A 23,002-nucleotide genomic window follows, 5' to 3' on the forward strand; every position below is an offset into this window, starting at 1 on the left:
ATTTATATTTAGTCAACCCTGAAAAACCTACTTCTCAGACAGACCAACTATTCTATACCATCAATTCTACCACAACCTGTAAAGTATCAGATAAAGATCAGCATATTTTCGTCTTTCTTCGGCTCTGATATGCAGCATAAAGTAAATGACATATGCAATTTTGACTAAAAAAAGCACCACCGAGAAGTTATTCATCCACTTCTTGAGATTGAATGCCGTTGCAGCCAGTAAAAGGTTGATCTGATCTTCCACAAATCCTTTCAAATAGTTCCTTTGCAACCTATGGTCTGATTTTATGTGACCAATGATGGGTTCAATGGCAGCCCGTCTTCTGAACTTCTTTCGTTTTTGTTCTTTCTGGTATTTGGTATCTCGTTTCTTTGGAGTATCAGGAATGCAGATAGCTGTACTGCCTACTTCTTTTTTGCCACGGTATCCGCTATCACAGATGGCTTCAACAATAGGTTTGGTTCTGTGCTTGTTTGCGTGTGATAGTGCAGCTTCCAGTGTTTTGGAATCGTGTTCATTCTTTTCGTGTACCACAGCACCGATAATCACGTTACTCTTCATAGTGGTCACCAGTGAAGCCTTGGTGCCATACTCATATTTCTTATGGTCTTTGCCTTTGGTGTCAACCGGAAAGCATAAACCTTCCATATCCTTCATCGAATGCGGGATATAACCCTGTAAATATCATTTAGGGGTTTTGGCTAAGTATCTTTACAGGAGCAAGCAGATACATTCACGCAGACTATACAACACTACAAGAGATATTCGAGATCAAGAGACTGCCTTCCCAGGCAACCTATAGCCGCTTCTTTCACAAATAGATGTGGGGTGCTCTCACTCTCTATCTGGACTCTTCTGTCATACACGATACGGTAATCAGGAAGGAGCGAGAAAAGGATAAAATACGAAAAACAGAAAGAACTGCTAGTTTTAAAAATTAAAATTACTGGAATCCAAAAATAACTAACCATGTATATTTAACAAACAACTAACAGGTGACTGCATAGGAGGTTTTATAATCTATTCAGTAGTCATTTGAGCCCCTCTAACCTAAATTACAACTAAGAGTATAAACCAATTGCTAAGTCACGTTATTTACTCATTATAGCAATCTAAATAGCAACATTTAGCATTAAGATACAATGTGTTCTAAAAGAGGTGAAAAATACTTTTTAAAAGCGGTGTAAAAGTTAAAAAAATATCGAGACAAAAATCGGGACAAATTCGGGACAAAAGTGTAGACCTCCGACTCAAAATCTGTAAATACTGAACAGTACTATGGCTTTGGATAAATTTTCAGAGTGTAAGTAAATAAGGGGATTGTTCATAAATTAAGTGGTAGCAAGACGGGAACTCGAATCCCGGACCTCCGCCTTATGAGAGCAGCGCTCTAACCAACTGAGCTATCTTGCCACTAATGAAGAGACCGGAATTTTAGCTAAAGTTTGCTTTATTGTCAATAGTTTTTTGTAAAAATCATAGATTTAGTAATTTTTCCACTTTTTTCTGATCGAATCCGCAAATCCATTGCGAACCGATCAGATAAACCGGTACACCTCTGCATCCATGCTGTTCACAGTCTTTCGCTGCTTTCTGGTCTTTGGAGATATCGATAACCTTGAACTTAATACCGTGTGATTTCAGGTGGTTTTTTGCAGTTGTACACCATTTACATGTCGGTGTGGTAAAGAGTACGACTTTTTTCTGTTTTTTTTCCATAATTTCATCTTCTCCTTTATGTTATTTCTAATACTTTTAAAATAATTATACAACATTTAGAAAGCGAATTCAACAATAGATTAAAATAATTTGTTAAAAAACTTTAGTCATTTACACTAAAGGCTATTGACAAAACAGACATTTTTTTGTATTATTCTTTTACAAAATCATAAATCGTAAGGAGATATCATGAATTTTAAGCCATTAGGTGACAGACTTTTGATCCAGAGAGTTGAAGAAGCCAATACAACGGCTTCAGGAATCATTATACCTGACAATGCAAAAGAGAAACCGTCAAAGGGTAAAGTGATTGCTGTAGGCAGTGAAGTTGAAGATATCAATGTGGATGACACGGTCGTATTCGGGAAATATTCCGGAAATGAGATCATCCTGGATGGAGAAGAATTCCTCATAATGGAAAGCTCCGACATCTTCGGAATACTTATATAATATTAAACCAATTTACCAAGAATTAAAAAAGGATACAACATGGCAAAAGAGATATTTTTTTCAGACAAAGCAAGAAACGGACTGTTTGAAGGTGTTACGAAACTGGCAGATGCAGTAAAAGTAACTATGGGACCAAGAGGGCGGAATGTACTCATTCAAAAAAGTTTTGGCGCACCGCACATCACAAAAGACGGTGTGAGCGTGGCCAGAGAGATCGAACTTGAGGATACACTCGAGAACATGGGTGCGCAGCTGGTCAAAGAGGTAGCGAGCAACACCGCAGATGAAGCGGGTGACGGTACCACTACCGCAACGGTACTGGCGCACTCCATCTTCAAAGAAGGCCTCAGGAACATCACAGCCGGCGCGAACCCGATTGAAGTGAAGAGAGGTATGGACAAAGCAAGTGCAGCGATCATAGAAGAGCTCAAGAAGATCTCCAAAGAGGTCAAAGACAAAAAAGAAATCGCACAGGTAGCGACCATTTCCGCGAACTCTGACGAAACTATCGGTAATCTCATCGCAGAGGCGATGGACAGAGTGGGCAAAGACGGTGTTATCACCGTTGAAGAGGCAAAGGGGATCAATGATGACCTTGAAGTGGTGGAAGGTATGCAGTTTGACAGAGGATATCTCTCCCCTTACTTCGTGACCAATACGGAGAAGATGACCTGCGAGATGGAGAATCCACTGATCCTGATCACAGATTCCAAGATCACTTCTCTCAAAGATCTTATTCCTGTGCTTGAGCAGATACAGCAGAGTGGAAGACCTCTGCTCATCATCTCCGATGATCTTGAGGGTGAAGCTCTGGCGACACTGGTACTCAACAGACTCAAGGGCGTACTCAACATCGCAGCGGTCAAAGCACCTGGCTTCGGTGACAGAAAGAAAGAGATGCTCAAAGACATCGCTATCCTCACAGGTGCAAATGTCATCACAGAAGAGCTTGGGCTCAGTCTAGACAAAGCGACACTGGACGACCTCGGTCAGGCAGGAAGAGTGGTCATCGACAAGGACAATACAGTTATCGTAGATGGTAAAGGCGACAGTGCTGCTGTTGACGCAAGAGTAGCTGAGATCAAAATACAGGTCGAGAACACTACAAGTGAATACGACAAAGAAAAACTCCAGGAGAGACTGGCAAAACTATCAGGCGGTGTAGCAGTCATCAAGGTCGGTGCGGCGACAGAGACCGAAATGAAAGAGAAGAAAGACAGAGTGGATGATGCACTCTCTGCAACCAAAGCAGCTGTGGACGAAGGTATCGTTATCGGTGGTGGTGCTGCACTTGCCAAAGCAAGCAAAGCAGTGAAGCTTGACCTTGAACATGATGAAGCTGTAGGTGCGGAGATCATCCTAAGAGCTGTCTATGCTCCGATGAAGCAGATCGCACAGAATGCAGGGTTCGATGCAGGTGTCGTCGCAGACAAGATCGCAAACAACAGTGAGGCGAACCTTGGATTTAACGCAGCAACAGGAGAATATGTGAATATGCTTGAAGCAGGGATCATTGATCCGTTGAAAGTAGCGCGTGTGGCACTTCAGAATGCCACTTCCGTAGCAAGTCTCCTGCTCACAACGGAAGCGACTGTTTCAGACATTAAAGAAGCACCGACTCCAGCACCGACAATGCCTGACATGGGCGGTATGCCTGGTATGATGTAAACGCTTTGCAGCGTTTACATCATGATACGGCAATATTGTCGTATCTTTTCCCCCTTTATTAACGCAACATCTTTTGAAACTCGAAGACCGGTAATGGTCTGGAAAAATAATACCCCTGCATATAATCACATCCATAATTCTCCAAAAGATCAACCATATTTTTATTCTCTATCCCTTCAATAACAACCTTCATTCCCAAACTATGACCAAGATTAATAATTGATTTCACAATATGCTGATTTTCCTCATTGGTTATGATACAGTCGATCAATTCTTTGTCTATTTTTAGAGTTGTGGCCGGAAATCTTTTAAGATAGGCAAAAGAAGTATACCCTGTACCGAAATCATCCAATACAATAGCTACACCGAGCTTTCTCAGTTCTATGAACTGTTGGGATGAACGTTCTTCATTCTTCATCGCCAGTCCCTCGGTGATCTCATACTTTATCAATTCGGGATTGACCTGGTGATGTTTCAGGCGATCGAGCACATTGTTTACAAAGTTACCTGATTCAAGTTCAAGCAGGGAGAGATTGATAGATACCTCGATCTGTTGGAACTTGAAAAGTTCCCAGCGTTTTTGCTGCCTGAGCACTTCATTGAGTACGAATTTTCCCAGTTCGACAATGAAACCGGTCTTTTCCATAATCGGAATAAAGACATCCGGTGGGATCATACCGTATTTGGGGTGACGCCACCGTATCAGTGCCTCGGCAGAAGCGATCTCTTTACTTTTGGAATCTACAATAGGCTGATAGTATACCTCGAACTGCTCACGTTCCAGTCCGGCATGCATATCATTGTAAAGTGTCAATTCATCATAATCATACTTCTTCTTTTCCAAAAGATAAAGTTCTGTTCTTCCGTAACCGGCCTTCTCCGCTTTGGCCAAAGCCCGATAGGCATTGTCAAAAAGTCTGATCATCGGGCCACTGTCTGGATAGATACTGATACCCATGGAAGCGGAAAGGTAGAGTCTGTTTTCCCCTATTTTGTAAAAGGTACACAACTCTTCCTGTATTTTCTCCGTCAACGCTTTGATCTCATCAATATCGTCCACATCTGTAACCGTCAGCAAAAAATTGTTATAAAAAGTGTGGTAAGGAGTAAAATGATACTCTTTGGCCAGATTTTTAAGATACTCAGCAAATTTTTTCAGTATGGCATTGGTCTGCTCATAGCCTATAATGGAACGTAATACGGAAAGGTTGTCTATATCTATCAGGACCAGTGCTATTTTCGCATCAGAAAGATGGAGCCTTGCATTGAGCACATTGATATCCTGCAGTGCTTTGATCTGATTTGGCAGATTCGTAAGTCGATGGCAATACTCTGCCTCTTCCTTTTGCTTCTCTTCCGTAAGATCATGTATCGATACAATACTCCACCTGGAACTGCCATCATCTTCCTCTTCTGCTGTGTCGATGTAGAAGTTGACAGGTATTTCATTCTTCTCATGCGTGAGAAGCTTTGTCTGCATCAGTGAAAAACGATAGGACTCATTTTCCGTACGCTTCTCTTTGATCAGGCGGCTTAGCGTACGCCACTCCTTACCCATATCGACCTTGATACTGTTGTCCAAAACCGTCTTCTGATAGTCTTCATCCAGTTTAAGCAGTTTTCTCATTGGTTTATTGGCATAGAGTATCTCCTGCTTCCGGGAAAGGATCAGGACAGCATCTTTACAGACTTCAAACGCCTTTTGCATCACGTCGATCTTGCCTGAGACCATTGCTTGAAATTTTCTTTTTTCACGCTTGACAGAAAAAATATATAGTGCCAAAAAAAGAATCAATGTTATACTGAAAACAACAAGCGTTGTCGGGGTAAATTGCTGAGAGATGGTCTCACCTACTGCCGATAGTGTACTCATAAGCTACCTTGAAAAGAATTAAAGGTCATTATATCATATCCGATGTAAAACAGTTATATTGAATCATCATACAGTCTTTTTTTGTCGACGCATACCGCTTCGATCTTTGTAGAGGCATCTTCGAGAATAAAGTGCGCATTCTTTTCGATCGATGCAAGGGCTATGGGCTTACCACCCTGTGAAACCTGTGCCCACCCTATACGACACTGTGAGCGGGGATCACTCATCCGAAGTTTTTTCATCAAATGGTCGAGATGCTGTTCTTTTCGCTGTAGCGTGAACTGCATCGTCTGTACATAAGCATCTCTCATGCTTGGCAATACTGACTCAAAACGTTCCATTCTATAAGAGATCATACGCTTGAATTCTTCCTCCATGCGCTTGAATTCCATTTTGGACTCCTCCAGTCTTCGCAGCGGTGATGAACGATGAAGCATCTCTTTTACATGTTTGAGTTCCCGTGTCGATTGAGTGAGTCTGGAAGTGATCGCCTGTTTGAAACGCTCCTCATACTCTGAAAGGGTGTAAAGAATTTCCTGAAGATCGGGGAGTATCATTTCCATCGCAGCACTGGGTGTCGGAGCACGAAGGTCCGCCACAAGATCACTGATCATCACATCCACTTCATGCCCGACCGCAGAGACAACCGGCGTCTGCATGGCAAAGATCGCATCAGCCACAAGCTCTTCGTTAAAACACCAGAGATCTTCCGTACTTCCACCTCCCCGTCCAACCACGACGACATCAGCTTCAAGGGTATCCGCATAACGAAGCGCATGGGCGATCTGTCCTGCTGCAGACTCTCCCTGTACCAGAGTATCAACGATCGTAACTTCCAACAGCGGCCAGCGCTTCTCTATGATCTTAAGCATATCGTAAAGAGCGGCACTCTCTCTGGCTGTCACCAGTGCGATCTTCCGTATGCTTTTTGGTATAGGCTTTTTTCGATGCGCATCAAAATACCCTTTGGCTTTCAGCCGTTCTTTGAGCTGTTCATACGCTAGAGCCAATGCACCTTTGCCATAGGGTTCTATGCGCACAGTCTGAAACTGGTATTCCCCTCTGGGGGTATAGACGGAGACCGACCCCTCCACAACGATGTGCATCCCTTTTTCAATACGGAATTTCATCCTGGCAACCGAAGAACGCCACATTACACATTTAATGGCACTTTTGTCATCTTTAATGGAAAAATAGAGATGTCCTGAAGAGTGATAGGTCACAGAAGCCACTTCCCCCTCAACAAGGATATGCATAAAGGTTGCCTCGAGCAGGGATTTGATCTTGGTATTGAGGGAAGATACTGTCATCATACTTGACATTATTTACCTTGTAGGATGTGCAATAGCACACCTCTGTGTATTCATTTTTATTTGGTGTGCAATGGCACACCCTACGTTATTTCTTTTGTGCAACCAGCAATGTTGAAATGCCCATTGAAAAAGACTTGGTATATTTCATCTCGAATCCGGCTTCTTCAAGTTCTTTGGCCAGCATTTCCGTGGTCAGGAACTCTTCGATCGAATCTGGCAGGTATTTGTACGCTTCATAATTTTTGGAGATAAAACCGCCTACTCTTGGAAGCACATTTTTCATTCCAAAATCCACAACTTTATCTACAAGTCCGCTGCGTTCCTGTTTGGTAAACTCGAGTATCATTACAATACCCTCTGGTCTTAAAGCCCTGTGAAACTCCTGCAGAGCCTCAACTCTGTCAACGACATTGCGGATACCATAAGAGATGGAGATCACATCTGTACTTCCGTCGCCTATAGGCAGTTCCTGCGCTTTGCCTTCTATGAACTCGGCAAAATCCACTTTTTGGCGAGCCACATCAAGCATACCTACGGAGGGATCGATCCCTACGAACTTCTCTATGTTGACACCCTGCTTTGCCGCCTGTTCTTTCCAGTAAATCAGCAGGTCGCCTGTACCTGTCGCAACATCCGTGATCTGCCCCAGATTCTCTTTTCCCAGAATTTCAAAGGCTTTGTCACAACCTTTTTTACGCCACTGTATATCGATACCCATACTAAGTACCCTGTTGGCCTTATCGTAGGTCGATGCGATATCATCGAACATATGTACGATCTTTTCCTGTTTTTCCTCTTTGTCCGTCAGTTTTTCAATGCCCAATTCTTCTACTCCATAGTAACAGATCCACATCTTTTTTACCCTGATGCAAAAATGTCAAATTCATGTCGATATTATAGGATAATTGGTTGGTAGAGAGCTTAGGCGTCTGATAGATCAACATCCAGTCTATTTTCTCTTTGAGTGCATTAAGCATACCCTCACCCCCTTCCACAAGAACAAAAGAAGGTTTTTCCAAAAAGTTTAACTTATCTGTAACAGTGACCGTTCTATTCTTGACAGTAAAAAGTGGCATTTCTCTGTCTATATCATCTTTTTTTGAATAGATCACAACATCCGGTACCGTACCACCTGTAAATCGGCAATCCAATGTTGGTCTGTCCGTTCGTACCGTATTTCCTCCAATGAGCAGCCTATCACATTTTTCTCTGAGTTGATGCACGTGCTTGAGTGAACTTTTTGAACTGAGATACCCGCCGCCGATACGTCCGTTGGTCGTCTGTGCCAGCTTAAAAAGCACAAAGGCTCTCTCTTGCCATATTAGAAAAGGTTCTATCAGTGCCTGACAGGCTTCTTCAAGTACACCTGAAGTATTGTTTTTCAAACGATCCATTCCACCGCCGTGCCCTTCAATAGGGTCTTTTGTCCCGATAATGACTTTTTTGAGGTTCAGTGCTTCCAGGAGTGTCGCGCAGGCAGGCGTTCTGCCTTCATGGGAACAGGGTTCGAGCGTGACATAGATACTGCATTCCGAAAAAAAATCTTTGGGTATGGTGTGAAGAAAATTATGTGCCTTTTGGGCATCCATCCGGTCGAAATCAACAGTACTTTGGGAAAGTGTTTCATAGGCTTTAAGCAGGGCAAGTACTTCTGCATGTGAAGTTCCTGCCTTTTTGTGGGCTTCAACAGCAAGAATAGTACCATCAAGTGTTACTACGGCACCAACGGCAGGATTCGGATAGGTAAGGAGCTGATACTCCCAGGCTTTATCGAGTGCGAGTTGCATATAAAATTCATCGCTCATTGCCACTCCTTTTTTTATGCTTTGCCTTCGTGGGTCGCTTTGCTCCACCACTTCGGTTTCGAACCTACAAAGGACAAGCAGTTGTCCTTTGTTTAACGGTTCTCACCACTCAAAATAGGTTTTTACTGTACCAAGATCACTGTATGAGTAGCTCTCTTCACCCTGTTTTGTTTCAACAGTGATGCCCTTATCATCGGCAGCTTTCAATACACCTTTGAGCTTGTCACCCCCTAAGAGTTTGACCTTGACCTTTTCACCGATGGCATTTTGGAAATGTATTGGTTTGGAGAGTTTTCTCTCGATACCGGGAGAACTCACTTCCAGGCGATAATGGCCGTTCATGGGAGGATGTACATCTAGAAAAGGTGAGAGTTCATTGGAGATCGTTGCGCACAGATCGAGATTCACACCGCCCGTTTTGGTAATAAGTACGCGGTAGATCGTCTCATCGAATTCATTCGCTGTTTCGATATCATAAAGCGCCGCTCCGTTTGCTTCTACGATCTTTGAGATCTGTGCTTCAAGATTCATTTGGACTGTCCTTTTCTTCTGCATCCTCTTTTTCTCTACTGATCTGCTTGAACAGCTCTTCCATGCGGCTTACTTTTTCCAGCTGTTCATCGAACTCAAAAGTAAAGCGCGGTGCTTTGAACCATCCTTCACTCTGTTTACAGTGGTTTTGAACATACCCTGCAACCGTTCTAAGCTGTCTGAGTGCTTCACTCTGCTCTTTGGGAGAGAGAAAGGACTTGTCCAGATAGACCTTGGCATCCGAACGCCCTTTTGAACAAATGACATCGGTGACCACCAACGCATTGATTCGTTCATCATCCAGGGTGCTCAACGCTTCGGGAATGATCTCTTTGAGAACGGACTCGACCCTGTGCCGTTTAATTTCTTCTTGTGTCATTTTACAATGTGACCTGCTCTTCAACATCTTTGAATGTTTCGATCACATCACCCTCTTTGATATCGTTGAAGTTCTCAAGCATGATACCACACTCGTATCCGTTCTTAACCTCTCTCGCATCTTCGTTGAAACGCTTGAGTGAAGAGATCTTACTTTCATAGACGACCACACCGTCCCGGATAAGTCTCGCTTTGGAATTTCTGGTGATCACACCGTCAGAAACTTTACATCCTGCAATAGTACCGACTTTTCCGACTACGAAGGTCTCTCGTACTTCAGCCTGTCCTGTTACTTCTTCTTTGATCACCGGACTCATCATACCGCCAAGCAATGCTTTGACATCGTCCAGCAAGTCATAGATGATCGTATAGGTTCTGACTTCAACACCGAGCTCTTTGGCTTTCTTCTTGACGGATCCCGTAGGACGTACGTTGAACCCGAGGATCACGGCATGTTCACTGGCATCTGCCAATGTGACATCACTTTCTGTTACGCCACCAACACCTTCATGGATAATGTTGACCTTCACTTCTTCGTTCCTGAGTTTTTCAAGGCTTCCCTTGATCGCTTCAAGTGATCCCTGAACATCTGCCTTGATAATAACAGGAAGGGATTTTAGCTGGCCTTCGGCAATAAGCGCTGAAAGGTCATCAAGAGAAGCTTTGGTACTCTTGGAGAGCTGTTTGGCTCTGTCGTATTCCGCTCTTTTTTCAGCAAGTTCACGCACTTCTTTATCCGTATCCATAGCCACCAGTGCTTCACCTGCACCCGGTACTTCATTCAGTCCCACGATTGCCGCAGGTGTACTTGGGCCGATCTCCTTGACAGCACTTCCGTCATCAAGTTTGATCGCCTTGATACGACCGTAGGTTGTGCCTACAATCACATTGTCACCCACATGCAGCGTACCGTTCTTGATGATAACGTTGGCAACCGGTCCAAAACCTTTTTCGACTGAACTCTCTACCACGACAGCTTTCGCTTTTCTGGTCGGATCCGCTTTCAGTTCCATCATTTCTGCCTGCAGCAGGATCGTCTCAAGCAGGTCATCGATACCCAATCCTGTATGTGCAGAGACCGGGACGAATTCATATTCGCCGCCCCAGTCCGCAGCCATAACATCTATCTCGGCAAGCTGCGATTTGATATTGTCTGGGTTGGCACTCTCTTTGTCCATCTTGTTCATCGCAATAATCATCGGAACACCGGCCGCTTTGGTATGTGCGATCGCTTCCTTAGTCTGAGGCATCACACCGTCATCGGCCGCAACAACGATAATAACGATATCGGTCGCCTGGGCACCACGTGCACGCATCTCCGTAAAGGCTTCGTGACCCGGGGTATCCACGAACGTGATCTTCTTGCCGTTCTTCTCTACCTGGTAGGCACCGACATGCTGCGTGATACCGCCCGCTTCTTTGTCCGCCACTTTCGCAGAACGGATCTTGTCAAGCAAAGAAGTTTTACCGTGGTCAACGTGACCCATGATCGTAATGACCGGCGGTCTCTCTTCAAGGTGCGTATCTTCCACCTCATCATATGCCTGAACATAATCAAGCTCATCGAGCGGGTTCATCGTACTGACTTCCACACCGAACTCTTCTGCCAATATCTCGATCTCATCTTTGGAGAGGAAGTCGTTCTTCGTCACCATCATCCCAAGAGCGAAGAGGACTTTCACCACTTCACCCACGGACCGGTTCACCTTCTCGGCGAATTCATAGACTCTTACATTTTCCGGGATTTCCACTGATGTTATGACCTCACTGCTTTCTTCTTTGGTATATTTCTTACGCTTTCCGCCACGCTTAAGTGATCGTCTCTGCTGAGGACGGAACGGTTGTCTGCCTTTGGCAGGACCGCCGTTCGCAGCTTCTCTCTTCTTTGCCTCTTCTCTACGCTTCTGTTCCTGGCGCATCATATCTTCATAGATATTCTTATCAGAGAAGTCAAGCAGGACCACTTCTTCTTCTCCAAAACCGCTGTCTATATCTCCGCTCATACTGTCATGGTTGAAGATATCAATCTTCTTTCCTGTTTCTCTTGCTTCTGCAGGCCCTTTTTTGACCTTTTTCTTACTCGGAGGTGTCGGTGCTCCACTCCCCATCGATATTCTTGTAGCCGCACGGACCGGTGCAGGCTTCGCTTTTCTGACGATCTTGATCCCTGTACGGGAAAGGGTTCTGCGTTTAGGCTTCTCTATTTCTGTTCCCTTTTCCGCTTCAGATTCAGCTTTTTTACTCACCACAGAGATACCTTTGCGCTGTTTCACTTCTTTGACGACCGGTGCGGCTTCTACTGTTTCTTCTTTAGCGGTCTCTGCAGGCGTTTCAATTTCTTCAATAACTGCAGTTTCAGGTTCACTCTCTACTGTTTCTGCAGCAGTTGATTCCTCAACTGTGTTTTCTGTTTCTTCCGGAATAACTTCTGTCTTTTCAGGTGCTGTTTCTTTTTCGATAACAGGAGCTTCAACTATTGTTTCAGGCTCTTTCTCCACTGTTTTTTTCTTAACTACTTTAAGTTTCGGCTTCTCACCCGGTTTCTTGAAACCTTTAGGCAGAGTTCCGCTTATAGCAAAGTCTACAAGAATACCGGCGTCATCCATGCTGATGGCACTGTTGGCCGCTTTGACATTGAATCCCAACTCTTTGGCTTTCTCTATCAGTTCGCCGTTAGACAATCCCGCTTCTTCTGCTATTTCTTGGATCTTAACTTTATCCATACTTGATTAACTCCTTTAATATACTGCGTCTTTGCGCATAGACCGGCTTTATGCCAGCGTTCCCAAAAGTCTTGCCAACTGTTCCGCATCCTGCTTGAAACGTTTGGCAAGACCTTTGAGCTTTTTGTCATCTTTCACACAGCTTTTACAAAGATAAAAACTTCTACCCATACCATTGAATTGCACTATCTCTTTACCGTCATGCTTTAATCTGATCAAACTTTTTTGAGGATGTCTACTGCGGCAGGCGATGCACATTCGAATGGGCTGTGATTTTTTCATGCGTATTATACCTAAAAAGAGATTAAGCCTGTGGGCTATTATTTGGTGATGACACCATTATTGTCCAAAGCGAGTACAAAAACCCTGAATTGGGGGAATCTGGCCCGCAAACTCTGTGCGATCCTGTCGGTATCTTTTTCATAGGCAAGGTTGAAGAATGTCGACCCAGAACCTGAGAGCGTACTCATCAATGCTCCCTGTTTGAGTGCCAACTTCTGCACATCAAAGAGTTCAGGCATCATCTTCATACGTCTGGCCTGATGCAGCTTGTCCTTCGAGGCGATACGAAGCAGGTCCCATGACTCGCTCATGAACAGGGCTGTCATATAGGCTGCTCGCGAAAGGGAATAGACGGTTTCCTCTTTTCGGTACATTTTAGGCAGTACCGTACGCGAACGTGCCGTGGAGATCGTTCTGTTGGGTACGACCACGACCGCCCGGAGATAGTCGGGCATCCGGCGCTTTTTACTGTAAACCCTGTCCCCTTCCACACAGGCAACATTGAAACCACCCATCACTGCCGGAGTGATATTGTCGGGGTGGTGTTCATAACGCAGTGCCTGATTGAGGATTTCACGTTTATTGTATTTCACCCCTGCCATAGCATAGGCACCGCTCAGAGCCGCGACGATCACAGCAGAGGAGCTTCCCAGACCTCGTGAGATTGGGATGCGGTTGGTGAATTCGAATCTGAAGTTGTTCGCTTTACCGCTCAAACGTTTATAGTTCTCATTGAAAATACTCAAAAAAAGCGAATTTTTCTTGATCTTTGGGTTATCTGCCCCTTCTCCATGCGTTGAAAGACTCAGAAATTTCGAGGGTTTGATGACGATCTCATTTCTAAGATCGACTGCAAGTCCCAGGGTATCGAACCCCGGTCCCAAGTTTGCGCTGGTTGCCGGTACACTTATTAACATCTGTTACTACTTTGTCAAACGGCCGGAAGTACATACTCAGGTGTCGACTCTTCATCCAATTCAAGATCATGAATACGCTGAGGCAATGCAAACTTCGTTACAGGTGGCTGTTCATATTTTTTTGTAATTATAGTCTCTTTTTCCTTGATAAAGTAGAGCTTGCCTATCGCCTTGACAGGTTGGCCTCCATTCACCATAAACGCACTGCATCCGTAACAGGGAATATTACGTACGATCTCAATGGTCTTGAGCATGATATAGGTCAGCTTGATCGCCATGTAGGATCCTGGACCTCTTGTATAAATGATACTTTCTACAGAGTAACGTTCCAGCATTTCAGTGATAATCGGAAGCAGTACTTCAGAAGTTTTTTTATCGGAGCTGATCTCCTCGATCAGTTCACCTTCTCTGTAAACACCCACCAGAAGCGGTGAAGCGATGGAGATAATGAGAAGCTGGAATTTATGCGAAGGATTTTGCAAAAGCTCTGCTTTGTAACTCTTTTACTGTAACGAATTCATAGTTCCTGCTGTCTGCCAGTAATTTGGAAGTAAGTCTGTAGTTCAGGTTATGGCTGCCTGCAAACGATTCATACTTTGCAAGGATATTGTGCCCGGAGACCATCATATCCCCCATCGCATCGAGGATCTTGTGTCTGGCGAATTCGTTCTCGAAACGGAGTCCTTCGGGATTGAGTACTTTATGGTCATCCAATCCGATGGCATTTTGCAAGGTCGCACCAAGAGCAAGGTTCTGGCTTTGAAGATACTGAATATCTTTGGCAAAACCGAAGGTTCTCGCCCTTGCGATCTCTTCGATGAAATTATGGGTACCAAATTCAAAGCTCTCACTCTGCACTCCGATGACCGGGTGGTCGAACTTGATCCTGAAATCAAAAGTGGCCTTGTCCGAAGGAAGAAGGCGTACGAACTTGTCACCCTCTTTGATCTCAACGGCTTTTTTGACACAAATGACCTTCTTTGGGACATCCAACTCTTTGATACCCGCCTCGTCGAGAAGCAGGCAGAAGGAGATCGATGAACCGTCCATAATGGGCATTTCGTTACCGTCCACTATCACACGCATATTGTCTATACCGTAAGCATAGACAGCCGACAGAAAATGTTCGATCGTTGAGATAAACCCTTTTTCACTGCCTATGACCGTAGCCATACGAGTATCGATGACAGAATCAGGGGAGAGAGGAATGTTCAGCGCCAGATCTTCACGATAGAACACAATGCCCGCATTTGCAGAAAGCGGTTCGAGTCTCAATCTGATCGGCTCGCCTTTATGCAGACCGATACCGACGACTTCGACAGCTTTTTGAATGGTACGCTGCTGCATAAAGAGACTCCTTCACTTGATTTCGCACTATTATACTATAAAATATAGATAATTGCAAAAAGCACTTTATCCCAAATCCGTAAATAGAAAATAACCATAAAAGAAGAAGTATCGTAAAATAGGGGAAAAGAAAGACAAAAGCGACACTAAACACTTTCACCCATTTGGTGAAGCTTTTGCCAAGGAGTAAAAGTATGCCACAAGGTGTGTTAAATTTTTCTGTAGAGGGAACTAAAGAGTCACTTACTTCCAATGCCGGAACCATATTATTCGGTGAATATCTAAAAGCAACTAAAATCGATCAATTCTGTAATGCCTATCTACCTTTACCTCAAAGTAATCGAGGTTATATGCCATTTGAACACATGCAACCATTACTTCTTATGCTTCATAGCGGAGGAAGGGTCCTGGATGACTTACGTATGATTCATAAAGATAAAGCCATCAAAGAGACGTTGAAGATTAAACATATACCTGTATCAGAGAGTGTAGGAAAATGGATCACACGTCACGGACTACATGGTATCTATGGTATTGAATCCATCAATCGTAAACTGTTGCGAAGACATTTAAAAACGATAGATGAGCCTTTAGTACTTGATATTGATGCTTCGGTAATATTTTCACAAAAAAGTACAGCAGTGACAACTTATAAAATGCAAAGCGGATATATACCTATGATTGGTCATATCAATGGCGGATATGTGATTCACAGTGAATTTCGTTCAGGCAATATTGCGCCCGCAGATAATAATCTGACGTTTCTAAAAAGATGTCGGGAACAATTACCCAAAGCAAAATCACTCTCTTTTTTTAGAGCAGATTCTGCTTCTTATCAGGCTGAACTTTTTAACCACTGCAATAATCATCATATCACCTATACCGTGGGCGCTAACTTAGATCATTCCGTCTACGCCAATATCAAAGAAATTAAAGAGTGGCAATCATTCCAAACCAAAGAAGGTACAGCACATCACCTTAAAGAAGAAGTAGCTGAGTTTATACATACCATGCAGCACACAGACCATGCCTTTAGACTGATTGTTGTCAAAAAGACAGTGACACCGGTACTTCCGGAGATCTGGGATATGTTGAGTATAGACGAAAAACTTGATCTTGCCAGAGAGCATTATTATGTCATCGCTACCAATGCAGATGAAAGCATGTCTGCTCAGGATGTTGTTAGGTTTTATCGCAAGCGTGGAGATACAAGCGAGAACCGGATCAAAGAACTTAAAAATGGTTTCAATCTCAATTATCTTCCTTCATCAAATTTTATCTCCAATGCATTTTACTTTCAGATAGGTGTACTGGCTTATAATCTCTTCATTCTTTTTAAACAAATACTGCAAAATAGCTGGCAAAAACATACGGTTGCCACGATACGCTATAAGTTTTATCGTTTAGCAGGAAAGGTAGTGAAACACAGTAGGCAGACTATCTTGAAAGTTCAAAAAGAGTTTGTAGAAATATTTCACTCCATAAGAGAATGCATCTATAGGGTTTCACTGGAATGATACCCGTATAAAGTCACCAAAAACATCAATACGATAGAAACTTCAAACACTAGAATAGTGCCTAAAAAAACAGCATTTTTAGCATAAACATGTCGGTGTGCTAAAAACAACAAGGTAATACGCAAATTTATGATGCATCTAATCTTTTAGCATAATATCTCTCGTTGATTTTAGTTCAATTTATGATTACTTTGGGGCTATTTACGGATTTGGGTTTATGATCTTACTTTTTTCTCTTCTCTTTCACTGGCGGAGGGGAGATGATCTCGTCTGCCTGCTTAAATACCTTGTTGATGAACTTGTTGATCCATGACTGGTCAAACCACTCGACCGGTCTCACTTCGTTACCCTGAACCAGCATACCGAAATGCAAATGGTCACCCATCGCCAGTCCGGTCATACCCGTTTTGGCGATCGTCTGTCCTGCATGTACTTCATCTCCTTCATTGACCAGAAACTGAGAACAGTGCCCGTAAAGGGTGTAAAGTCCCAGACCATGATCTATCAGAAGCATATTGCCGTAAATACCGTTGTCATCCGTGAAGACCACTTTTCCCGAGTTTGATGCCTTGATATCGGCCATGCTGTTACTGGCAAGGTCATAGCCCACATGATAGGATTCGGACACGGTATTGTCCTTGCTTCCATAGTAGTAATATCTGTGATCACCGAAACTTGCCACTTTCTTCCCGTTTCTCAGCGGATAAAACTTCTTGATCTTCCAACTGTCGAGCATCTCGTTAGAAACAGGCTTGCTTAACTTATGGATCAGTACCTCGTTTTTCTGACGCATAGTTTCATTGATCGCTTTGAGTTTTTTAAGTTTGTCTGTAATCTCCGCATACTCAGGATCACTGGAAGCCAGATCAGTGATCTTTCCATCAATGAATTTATCAGTCGCTTTGATATGGGATGTTTTGTACCTTGGATTGCCGTGATAGAAAGGAACATGCAGTTCGCGTCGGTTCCTGGCAAGGTCCGTCGCTACGATCTTGGCATCAAAGCTGTTGTCCGTGAACGGCCAGGCGACCAGTACGGCATAATATCCCTCTTTTTTGTAGGGTTCCGGCTTGAACTTGTTCTTATTGGCAAGCACATAAAGCTCATCCATATTTTCATCATCCGCCTGGAAGACTATCAGTGCAGAACCGCCCTGGTTGATCATACGTGAATTGGAAAGGATATTGACATTGGGCCTTTTGTAGTCCACAGTCACATCAATACTCTTAGTCGCTTTGTTACCTTCCATCATGTTCCACATGCTGCTGTCACCTACCGTAACGGTCAACTTGTAGTCTTTCGCTTTGGGATCGAGTACTTTCCCTTTGGGATACTTCACTTTAATGACTGCTTCTTTGGTCCCCTTGTCGAAGAAGCCCTGGTCGATGATCACACTCTTTGTGCCGTCAGAGAGTTTGACCTCATAGGAATTCAGGCCAACATTGTCCGTTACCTTGACCTTCAGAGGGTCCTTTCTGTTCCAGAAAATATGCTTTTGACTTTCGATCTTCGGTTTGACCCTTTCAAACTCCGGTGCGGTATAGACATACCATGCACCTGCAGCCACTCCCGCCAGCAGGAGTACACTGAATATCTTGTTCGCGAGATTCCCGCTACGTTTCTTTTTTGCCATTTTTCAATCCTGTGTCTTTTAATTTTATAGCGTTTTGAAGTTTTCCTATAATTGTATCGATTATTTCTTGTAAGTTACCTGCTTCAAATGTTACACCGGCCGCGACCTTGTGTCCTCCTCCACCGAAGTCCGCGGCGATGGCGTTGACATCGATCCCTTTGCTGCGCAACGAGACTCTGATGCTATTTTTCATCTCCATGACGAACACCGCCACTTCCACTGTTGTCAGGGAACGCGCATAGTCTACGATCCCGTCCATGTCGGGTACCGTTGCGCCCGTTTCAGCAATATCTTCTTTGGTCACGTAGAGTACGGCGATACGGGCATCACTATAGAGTTTCAAACTCTTCAGTGCCCGCTGCAGAATACGAAATGACGCAAGGGAGCGTCTCTGTGTGAAGTGATAAGCAACTTTTGCAGGGTCGACTCCGATCTCAACCATCTCTTTGGCCACTTCAAAGACCTGGGCCGTTACCGAAGAGGTAGTGAAATAGCGTGTATCTGAAAGCAGGGCAGCATAAAAACATTCTGCACTATTTACAGAAATATCATAATGCTTTTTAAAGAGTTCAAACGCTACCTGCGAGGAAGAGGCATACTCTGGCAGTACCACATTGAGCGTGCCGTACCGGTCATTGCTTCGATGATGGTCGATGTTGAGTATCTGACGTCCCTTCAGTTCAAAACCCAGCCGTTCTATGCTTCCGCAGTCGCAGGCGATGACCAGGCTGCTGTCATACTCCATCTTTGTTTTGATCCTCTCAAAACCTGAGAGAAAATCAAGATGACGCGGCAGATCTCTGGAGGCATTTACAACCTCCACTCTTCGTTTTTTCAATTCTTTCAACAGATTGTATATACCCAGTGCCGTACCGATGGCATCCGGATCAGGATTAAGATGGGAAAGTATTGTAACGAAATCTGCTTCTTCGATTAGCTTTTTGGCCTCATCATACGGAAAATCCTCTTTATCCCTCACAACTATTCAACTTTCATGGAAAGGTCTATCCATTTCGCCTGATGGATAATGGACCCCGAAGAAATCGCATCTACTCCCGTTGCAGCTATTTCGGCAATGGTTTCAAGCGTCACATTGCCGCTGGCTTCAAGCAAAATATGCGGATAATTCGCATTCCTGTAAGTCACCACTTCTCTGGTCTCCTCCAGGGACATATTGTCACACATTACGATATCCGCACCCGCCTGCATTGCTTTTGTGACCATCTCCAGACTTTCACACTCGATCTCCACTTTGGAAGTGAAAGGTATCTTCTGCCGTACTTCCTGCATGAAGGCATCCAGGTCGTCGATGGTCTTGAGATGGGTATCCTTGAGCATCAGACAGTCATCCAATCCCATACGGTGGTTGAGTCCTCCGCCGCATCGCACGGCATATTTCTCGAATTCACGCAGCAGAGGCCGGGTCTTTCTGGTGTCGAGCAGTTTGGCATCCGTACCCTCTATCGCTTTGGCATACTGTGCTGTCAATGTGGCGATGGAAGAAGCATGCAGGATCATATCGAGAATAGAACGCTCCAGAGAGAGAATGGTCTTGGAGTCTCCGCTGACCAGAAGCAATTTGTGTCCTTTTTTAAAAGATTCCCCATCCTGTATGTCCCAGCTGAGTGCCAGGTCGTACATATCGGCCAATACTTCGACATACTCTCGCCCGCCAAACACCCCGTCACTTTTGGCAATGATATAGGCGCGGATACCCCTGCTCTCACTGATACGCGAAAAAAGGTCTCCCCGTCCGATATCTTCAGAAACCAAGGCTTCTATAAATCTTTTTTTTAACATGTACATTCCTTGAATGATGTGTTACGGATTACGTACTATGAGTTATTTCGTAGCACGTAGCACGCAAGACTATTTTATAGCCAGCATACGTTCCAATGCAAGGTTGGCATACTTGACCGTATGGGGATCCACTACGATCTCGTTGATCGGCTGGTTATCCTCGATGGATTTGAGGGTATTGTAGAGGTCTTCGAGTGTTGTCTCGTTCATGGTCGGACACTCCGGTTTCGTAGATGAGAGGACATAGGTGTTCTTCTTCCGCATTCGGTTGACCAGGTTGTACTCTGTTCCTACCGCTACTTTCTGCCCAGGGTCGAGTTCTGAGACGTATTTGATAAGCTGGGAGGTCGAACCGGAGAAATCTGCGGCGGCCACGATCTTCGGGTCACATTCCGGGTGCACCGCTATCTTGATCCCCGGGAATTTATTACGGTAGAACTCGATATCATCCAGGGTAAAGAGCTGGTGTACGGAACAGAAACCGTTAAAACAGATCACGTCGGCCTCTTGGGGGTCGCACTCTCCCTCACCGATCACACAGGACTTCAATCCCATCTGTATGGCAAAGTTCTGTCCCAGACACCTGTCCGGCACGAAGAGGATCTTCTTGCCACTCTCCAGCCCTTTTTCGATGATCTTGAAAGCATTGGAAGAAGTACAGACCATCCCGCCCATCTCTCCGACCTTGGCTTTGACCGTTGCATCGGAATTGATGTAAGTGATGGGCAGTATGTTATTTTTTTCGATCCCGTGTTTTACCATGTAGTCGATCGAATCGTCAAAATAACTCCCGTCGATCATACGCGCCATGGCGCAGCAGGCGATCTTGGGCATCAGAACACGCTTTTCGGGTGCGATCACTTTCACACTCTGCCCCATGAAACCGACACCGCAGAAGACCACCCAGGGATTCTCGTCCGCCTTGCATTTGCGTGCCAGCTCCAGACTGTCTCCGGTAATATCTGCCATTTCGAAGACTTCATCCCTCTGGTAATAATGTGCGACCACGGTAACAGGGAGCTCTTTCTTGAGTCTCTCTATCTCTGCTTTATAATCAATACTCATAGCTTTCCTTGAACCTGGATTTCATCAAATACTGTCACTACTTATACACAGGTTGATGACAATTTCTGGCTATTTTATCAAAATTCGGTTAAAATTGCACCATCAAATCTATTATCACGGAACTCTTATGAACATCAATATCATTCTCTACCTCTCGGCTTATCTCATCGCAGGCATCCCTTTCGGGTACCTTTTGGCCAAACAGTTCGCCGGCGTGGATATTAAACAGGCAGGCAGCGGAAATATCGGTGCGACCAACGTACTGCGCGTCGTAAAAGAGAAAGACCCAGCACTTGCCAAGAAGCTTGGTGCAGCTACCCTCTTTCTCGATGCCATCAAAGGGATCATCGTCATCCTCATTGCCAAAATGCTTGGTGCACCGCAAAGCGTACTCTGGACATTGGCTGTTCTTTCCGTCGTGGGACACTGTTTCTCGGCCTTTCTCATGTTCGAAGGGGGCAAAGGTGTGGCGACAGGTTTTGGCGTACTGCTTGTCATGATGCCTGTTCCGGCCCTTATCGCCATCGCTGTCTGGATCGGGGTAAGCAAAGGCTTGAAGATATCTTCTCTCTCTTCTCTCATCGCACTTGTAGCCTTTATCATCGCTTCCTATGTACTCTATCCTGAAGTACCGGGGATCGGTTCACATGCACCTATCTGGATTATCTCCATCATTATCTTCTACAAACACATCCCCAATATCGTCCGTCTTTTCAAGCATGAAGAGGCCAAAGTTTAAATGACCATACACATTAAAGCCCTGACACTCGATGTGATCATCGGCCTTCTGGACTTCGAGCGTGAACATACTCAAAAGGTCATCATCGATACGGAAGCAGACTATGACTACGATGAAGAGAACTTCATCGACTATGCAGACATTGTCATACTGATAGAAACAGAGCTCAAAGAGAAACGTTATGAACTGCTCGAAGAAGCCCTTCTCGGTCTGAAAAGTGTCATTACCACTGCCTACCCCCAGATAGAAACACTTTCACTGAAGATCACGAAACCTGACATCCTCCCCAAATGCAGTGTTGCATTGAGTAAACAATGGATTCTGGATTAAGACCGTATAACAGTATTCTTCTCTTCAAGATTTTTAAAAAAACTTTCAGAAACCCCTCTTTTTATGCTATAATTAAGAATGGCTTAAATAAGCAGGTAAAGAAAATATGAGTAACAAATGTAAATGATAAAGGATTCATATGAGAGTATTGATCATAGAAGAAGATAAAACCTTGGGCAACACACTAACACAGCTGCTTGTAGACAACAATTACCAATGTGACCTGGCCGAAAATATGGGAGATGCCAAATATTATCTTGATATCCGTAACTACGACCTTGTATTGATAGGGTGGGGAACAGATGAGCACAATGTCTCACTGATAGCAGATATCAAAAAAGAGACGCATAAGACTTCCGTGATCATTCTTTCCGAAGATACTGACAAAGAGACAGAAATTGAAGCCTTGCGTTCCGGAGCGGATGATTTCATTCGCAAGCCGCTCGATGAAGATGTTCTGCTGATCCGCATCGAAGCCAAACTGCGCTTCGGCGTTTCCAATATCATCGAGATTGAAGAGCTCATTATCAATCCTGAGGAGGAAAAGATCATTTATCAAGGCAATGAGATAGAACTCAAAGGTAAACCGTTTGAAGTATTGACACATCTTGCCATGCATAAAGACCAGATCGTATCCAAAGAGCAGCTTCTCGATGCCATTTGGGAAGAACCGGAACTTGTCACACCCAATGTCATTGAAGTCGCTATTAACCAGATCCGCCAAAAAATGGACAAACCACTCGATATTACCACTATCGAAACAGTCCGAAGACGCGGTTACCGATTCTGTTTCCCCAAAAAAATATCCTGATCTAACTTTTGAAGGAGCCACAAAATGCTCCTTCACTTTCCAATTTTTCTCCAAACTTCCTTTTTGCACTTTTTTTAAATAAAGCATAAGGT

At 44.2% G+C, this 23,002-nt stretch carries 23 protein-coding genes and 1 tRNA gene; 6 read left to right on the forward strand and 18 right to left on the reverse strand.

Going from position 1 to position 23,002, the window contains the following annotated elements:
* Window positions 1–66: 66 nt before the first annotated feature.
* From SUN_RS10165 to SUN_RS10175, 3 genes are all read right to left on the reverse strand, one after another.
* Entirely contained in the window at window positions 67–657 is a 591-nt protein-coding gene (locus SUN_RS10165) for a transposase (protein ID WP_050748054.1), read from the reverse strand.
* A 688-nt stretch (window positions 658–1,345) separates the two neighbouring features.
* A tRNA-Met gene (locus SUN_RS10170) sits at window positions 1,346–1,422 on the reverse strand.
* Window positions 1,423–1,485: 63 nt separating this feature from the next.
* On the reverse strand, window positions 1,486–1,728 hold the full coding sequence (locus SUN_RS10175; protein WP_012083725.1) for a glutaredoxin family protein: 243 nt from the start codon (window positions 1,726–1,728) through the stop codon (window positions 1,486–1,488).
* Window positions 1,729–1,917: 189 nt separating this feature from the next.
* Here SUN_RS10175 and groES point away from each other — a divergent pair, with 189 nt between their 5' ends.
* Both groES and groL read left to right on the forward strand, forming a co-directional pair.
* The gene (groES, locus tag SUN_RS10180) at window positions 1,918–2,178 is read left to right on the forward strand and encodes a co-chaperone GroES (protein ID WP_012083726.1); all 261 of its coding nucleotides are present in this window, start codon (window positions 1,918–1,920) and stop codon (window positions 2,176–2,178) included.
* Between the two features lie 39 nt (window positions 2,179–2,217).
* Window positions 2,218–3,846, forward strand: coding sequence for a chaperonin GroEL (gene groL / locus SUN_RS10185; protein WP_012083727.1), 1,629 nt, complete (start codon window positions 2,218–2,220; stop codon window positions 3,844–3,846).
* Window positions 3,847–3,904: 58 nt separating this feature from the next.
* Here groL and SUN_RS10190 read toward each other — a convergent pair whose 3' ends face one another.
* The 11 genes from SUN_RS10190 to lpxC all read right to left on the reverse strand — a co-directional run bounded on the left by SUN_RS10190 (window position 3,905) and on the right by lpxC (window position 15,015).
* Window positions 3,905–5,719 carry a sensor domain-containing protein gene (locus tag SUN_RS10190; RefSeq protein ID WP_012083728.1) on the reverse strand — a complete coding sequence of 605 codons (1,815 nt, stop codon included), beginning with the start codon at window positions 5,717–5,719 and terminating at the stop codon, window positions 3,905–3,907.
* 53 nt (window positions 5,720–5,772) lie between these two features.
* Window positions 5,773–7,041: an exodeoxyribonuclease VII large subunit gene (gene xseA, locus SUN_RS10195; protein ID WP_012083729.1), complete on the reverse strand. Its 1,269-nt coding sequence runs from the start codon at window positions 7,039–7,041 to the stop codon at window positions 5,773–5,775.
* Between the two features lie 76 nt (window positions 7,042–7,117).
* The gene (gene ubiE, locus SUN_RS10200) at window positions 7,118–7,855 is read right to left on the reverse strand and encodes a bifunctional demethylmenaquinone methyltransferase/2-methoxy-6-polyprenyl-1,4-benzoquinol methylase UbiE (RefSeq protein WP_012083730.1); all 738 of its coding nucleotides are present in this window, start codon (window positions 7,853–7,855) and stop codon (window positions 7,118–7,120) included.
* A complete protein-coding gene (gene ribD, locus SUN_RS10205; protein ID WP_012083731.1) occupies window positions 7,845–8,837 on the reverse strand; it encodes a bifunctional diaminohydroxyphosphoribosylaminopyrimidine deaminase/5-amino-6-(5-phosphoribosylamino)uracil reductase RibD in 993 nt (330 codons plus the stop codon). Before ribD ends, ubiE begins: the two co-directional genes overlap by 11 nt.
* Window positions 8,838–8,939: 102 nt before the next feature.
* On the reverse strand, window positions 8,940–9,368 hold the full coding sequence (rimP, locus tag SUN_RS10210) for a ribosome maturation factor RimP (protein ID WP_012083732.1): 429 nt from the start codon (window positions 9,366–9,368) through the stop codon (window positions 8,940–8,942).
* Window positions 9,358–9,747 (reverse strand): 30S ribosome-binding factor RbfA, encoded by a 390-nt coding sequence (gene rbfA / locus SUN_RS10215; RefSeq protein ID WP_012083733.1) that lies wholly within the window; start codon window positions 9,745–9,747, stop codon window positions 9,358–9,360. The genes rimP and rbfA overlap by 11 nt, the downstream gene beginning before the upstream one ends.
* 1 nt (window position 9,748) lies before the next feature.
* Window positions 9,749–12,469 (reverse strand): translation initiation factor IF-2, encoded by a 2,721-nt coding sequence (infB, locus tag SUN_RS10220; protein WP_012083734.1) that lies wholly within the window; start codon window positions 12,467–12,469, stop codon window positions 9,749–9,751.
* 48 nt (window positions 12,470–12,517) lie between these two features.
* Window positions 12,518–12,751, reverse strand: coding sequence for a YlxR family protein (locus SUN_RS10225; protein WP_012083735.1), 234 nt, complete (start codon window positions 12,749–12,751; stop codon window positions 12,518–12,520).
* A gap of 38 nt (window positions 12,752–12,789) precedes the next feature.
* Window positions 12,790–13,668 carry a homoserine kinase gene (gene thrB / locus SUN_RS10230; RefSeq protein WP_012083736.1) on the reverse strand — a complete coding sequence of 293 codons (879 nt, stop codon included), beginning with the start codon at window positions 13,666–13,668 and terminating at the stop codon, window positions 12,790–12,792.
* A 14-nt stretch (window positions 13,669–13,682) separates the two neighbouring features.
* Window positions 13,683–14,150, reverse strand: coding sequence for a hypothetical protein (locus SUN_RS10235; protein ID WP_012083737.1), 468 nt, complete (start codon window positions 14,148–14,150; stop codon window positions 13,683–13,685).
* The gene (lpxC, locus tag SUN_RS10240) at window positions 14,131–15,015 is read right to left on the reverse strand and encodes a UDP-3-O-acyl-N-acetylglucosamine deacetylase (protein WP_012083738.1); all 885 of its coding nucleotides are present in this window, start codon (window positions 15,013–15,015) and stop codon (window positions 14,131–14,133) included. Before lpxC ends, SUN_RS10235 begins: the two co-directional genes overlap by 20 nt.
* A gap of 194 nt (window positions 15,016–15,209) precedes the next feature.
* On the opposite strand from lpxC, the gene SUN_RS10245 reads away from it, so the two are divergent.
* The gene (locus SUN_RS10245; RefSeq protein WP_011980420.1) at window positions 15,210–16,532 is read left to right on the forward strand and encodes an IS1380-like element ISSlsp1 family transposase; all 1,323 of its coding nucleotides are present in this window, start codon (window positions 15,210–15,212) and stop codon (window positions 16,530–16,532) included.
* Between the two features lie 223 nt (window positions 16,533–16,755).
* Here SUN_RS10245 and SUN_RS10250 read toward each other — a convergent pair whose 3' ends face one another.
* The 4 genes from SUN_RS10250 to nadA all read right to left on the reverse strand — a co-directional run bounded on the left by SUN_RS10250 (window position 16,756) and on the right by nadA (window position 21,030).
* On the reverse strand, window positions 16,756–18,165 hold the full coding sequence (locus SUN_RS10250; protein ID WP_012083739.1) for a M23 family metallopeptidase: 1,410 nt from the start codon (window positions 18,163–18,165) through the stop codon (window positions 16,756–16,758).
* On the reverse strand, window positions 18,146–19,144 hold the full coding sequence (locus tag SUN_RS10255; RefSeq protein WP_012083740.1) for a DHH family phosphoesterase: 999 nt from the start codon (window positions 19,142–19,144) through the stop codon (window positions 18,146–18,148). Before SUN_RS10255 ends, SUN_RS10250 begins: the two co-directional genes overlap by 20 nt.
* Window positions 19,145–19,146: 2 nt before the next feature.
* Window positions 19,147–19,965: a carboxylating nicotinate-nucleotide diphosphorylase gene (gene nadC / locus SUN_RS10260; protein ID WP_012083741.1), complete on the reverse strand. Its 819-nt coding sequence runs from the start codon at window positions 19,963–19,965 to the stop codon at window positions 19,147–19,149.
* Window positions 19,966–20,034: 69 nt separating this feature from the next.
* Window positions 20,035–21,030 carry a quinolinate synthase NadA gene (nadA, locus tag SUN_RS10265; protein ID WP_012083742.1) on the reverse strand — a complete coding sequence of 332 codons (996 nt, stop codon included), beginning with the start codon at window positions 21,028–21,030 and terminating at the stop codon, window positions 20,035–20,037.
* A gap of 127 nt (window positions 21,031–21,157) precedes the next feature.
* Between nadA and plsY the strand changes: the two genes are divergently transcribed.
* The 3 genes from plsY (at window position 21,158) to hsrA (ending at window position 22,910) form a co-directional block, all read left to right on the forward strand.
* Window positions 21,158–21,769 (forward strand): glycerol-3-phosphate 1-O-acyltransferase PlsY, encoded by a 612-nt coding sequence (gene plsY, locus SUN_RS10270; RefSeq protein WP_012083743.1) that lies wholly within the window; start codon window positions 21,158–21,160, stop codon window positions 21,767–21,769.
* Complete coding sequence (locus tag SUN_RS10275; RefSeq protein WP_012083744.1) at window positions 21,770–22,099, forward strand: dihydroneopterin aldolase; 330 nt, start codon at window positions 21,770–21,772, stop codon at window positions 22,097–22,099. It abuts the gene before it with no gap.
* A gap of 139 nt (window positions 22,100–22,238) precedes the next feature.
* The gene (gene hsrA, locus SUN_RS10280; RefSeq protein WP_012083745.1) at window positions 22,239–22,910 is read left to right on the forward strand and encodes a homeostatic response regulator transcription factor HsrA; all 672 of its coding nucleotides are present in this window, start codon (window positions 22,239–22,241) and stop codon (window positions 22,908–22,910) included.
* Window positions 22,911–23,002: the final 92 nt, after the last annotated feature.

The organism is Sulfurovum sp. NBC37-1 (assembly GCF_000010345.1).
In the GTDB taxonomy this organism is placed as follows: domain Bacteria; phylum Campylobacterota; class Campylobacteria; order Campylobacterales; family Sulfurovaceae; genus Sulfurovum.

What these genes read in the sequence shown, in the direction of transcription:
- SUN_RS10165 (WP_050748054.1), bottom strand. Translation starts at nt 657, where the DNA reads ATGGAAGGTTTATGCTTTCCGGTTGACACCAAAGGCAAAGACCATAAG.
- SUN_RS10175 (WP_012083725.1), bottom strand. Translation starts at nt 1,728, where the DNA reads ATGGAAAAAAAACAGAAAAAAGTCGTACTCTTTACCACACCGACATGT.
- groES (WP_012083726.1), top strand. Translation starts at nt 1,918, where the DNA reads ATGAATTTTAAGCCATTAGGTGACAGACTTTTGATCCAGAGAGTTGAA.
- groL (WP_012083727.1), top strand. Translation starts at nt 2,218, where the DNA reads ATGGCAAAAGAGATATTTTTTTCAGACAAAGCAAGAAACGGACTGTTT.
- SUN_RS10190 (WP_012083728.1), bottom strand. Translation starts at nt 5,719, where the DNA reads ATGAGTACACTATCGGCAGTAGGTGAGACCATCTCTCAGCAATTTACC.
- xseA (WP_012083729.1), bottom strand. Translation starts at nt 7,041, where the DNA reads ATGTCAAGTATGATGACAGTATCTTCCCTCAATACCAAGATCAAATCC.
- ribD (WP_012083731.1), bottom strand. Translation starts at nt 8,837, where the DNA reads ATGAGCGATGAATTTTATATGCAACTCGCACTCGATAAAGCCTGGGAG.
- rimP (WP_012083732.1), bottom strand. Translation starts at nt 9,368, where the DNA reads ATGAATCTTGAAGCACAGATCTCAAAGATCGTAGAAGCAAACGGAGCG.
- rbfA (WP_012083733.1), bottom strand. Translation starts at nt 9,747, where the DNA reads ATGACACAAGAAGAAATTAAACGGCACAGGGTCGAGTCCGTTCTCAAA.
- infB (WP_012083734.1), bottom strand. Translation starts at nt 12,469, where the DNA reads ATGGATAAAGTTAAGATCCAAGAAATAGCAGAAGAAGCGGGATTGTCT.
- SUN_RS10225 (WP_012083735.1), bottom strand. Translation starts at nt 12,751, where the DNA reads ATGAAAAAATCACAGCCCATTCGAATGTGCATCGCCTGCCGCAGTAGA.
- thrB (WP_012083736.1), bottom strand. Translation starts at nt 13,668, where the DNA reads ATGTTAATAAGTGTACCGGCAACCAGCGCAAACTTGGGACCGGGGTTC.
- lpxC (WP_012083738.1), bottom strand. Translation starts at nt 15,015, where the DNA reads ATGCAGCAGCGTACCATTCAAAAAGCTGTCGAAGTCGTCGGTATCGGT.
- SUN_RS10245 (WP_011980420.1), top strand. Translation starts at nt 15,210, where the DNA reads ATGCCACAAGGTGTGTTAAATTTTTCTGTAGAGGGAACTAAAGAGTCA.
- SUN_RS10250 (WP_012083739.1), bottom strand. Translation starts at nt 18,165, where the DNA reads ATGGCAAAAAAGAAACGTAGCGGGAATCTCGCGAACAAGATATTCAGT.
- nadC (WP_012083741.1), bottom strand. Translation starts at nt 19,965, where the DNA reads ATGTTAAAAAAAAGATTTATAGAAGCCTTGGTTTCTGAAGATATCGGA.
- nadA (WP_012083742.1), bottom strand. Translation starts at nt 21,030, where the DNA reads ATGAGTATTGATTATAAAGCAGAGATAGAGAGACTCAAGAAAGAGCTC.
- plsY (WP_012083743.1), top strand. Translation starts at nt 21,158, where the DNA reads ATGAACATCAATATCATTCTCTACCTCTCGGCTTATCTCATCGCAGGC.
- SUN_RS10275 (WP_012083744.1), top strand. Translation starts at nt 21,770, where the DNA reads ATGACCATACACATTAAAGCCCTGACACTCGATGTGATCATCGGCCTT.
- hsrA (WP_012083745.1), top strand. Translation starts at nt 22,239, where the DNA reads ATGAGAGTATTGATCATAGAAGAAGATAAAACCTTGGGCAACACACTA.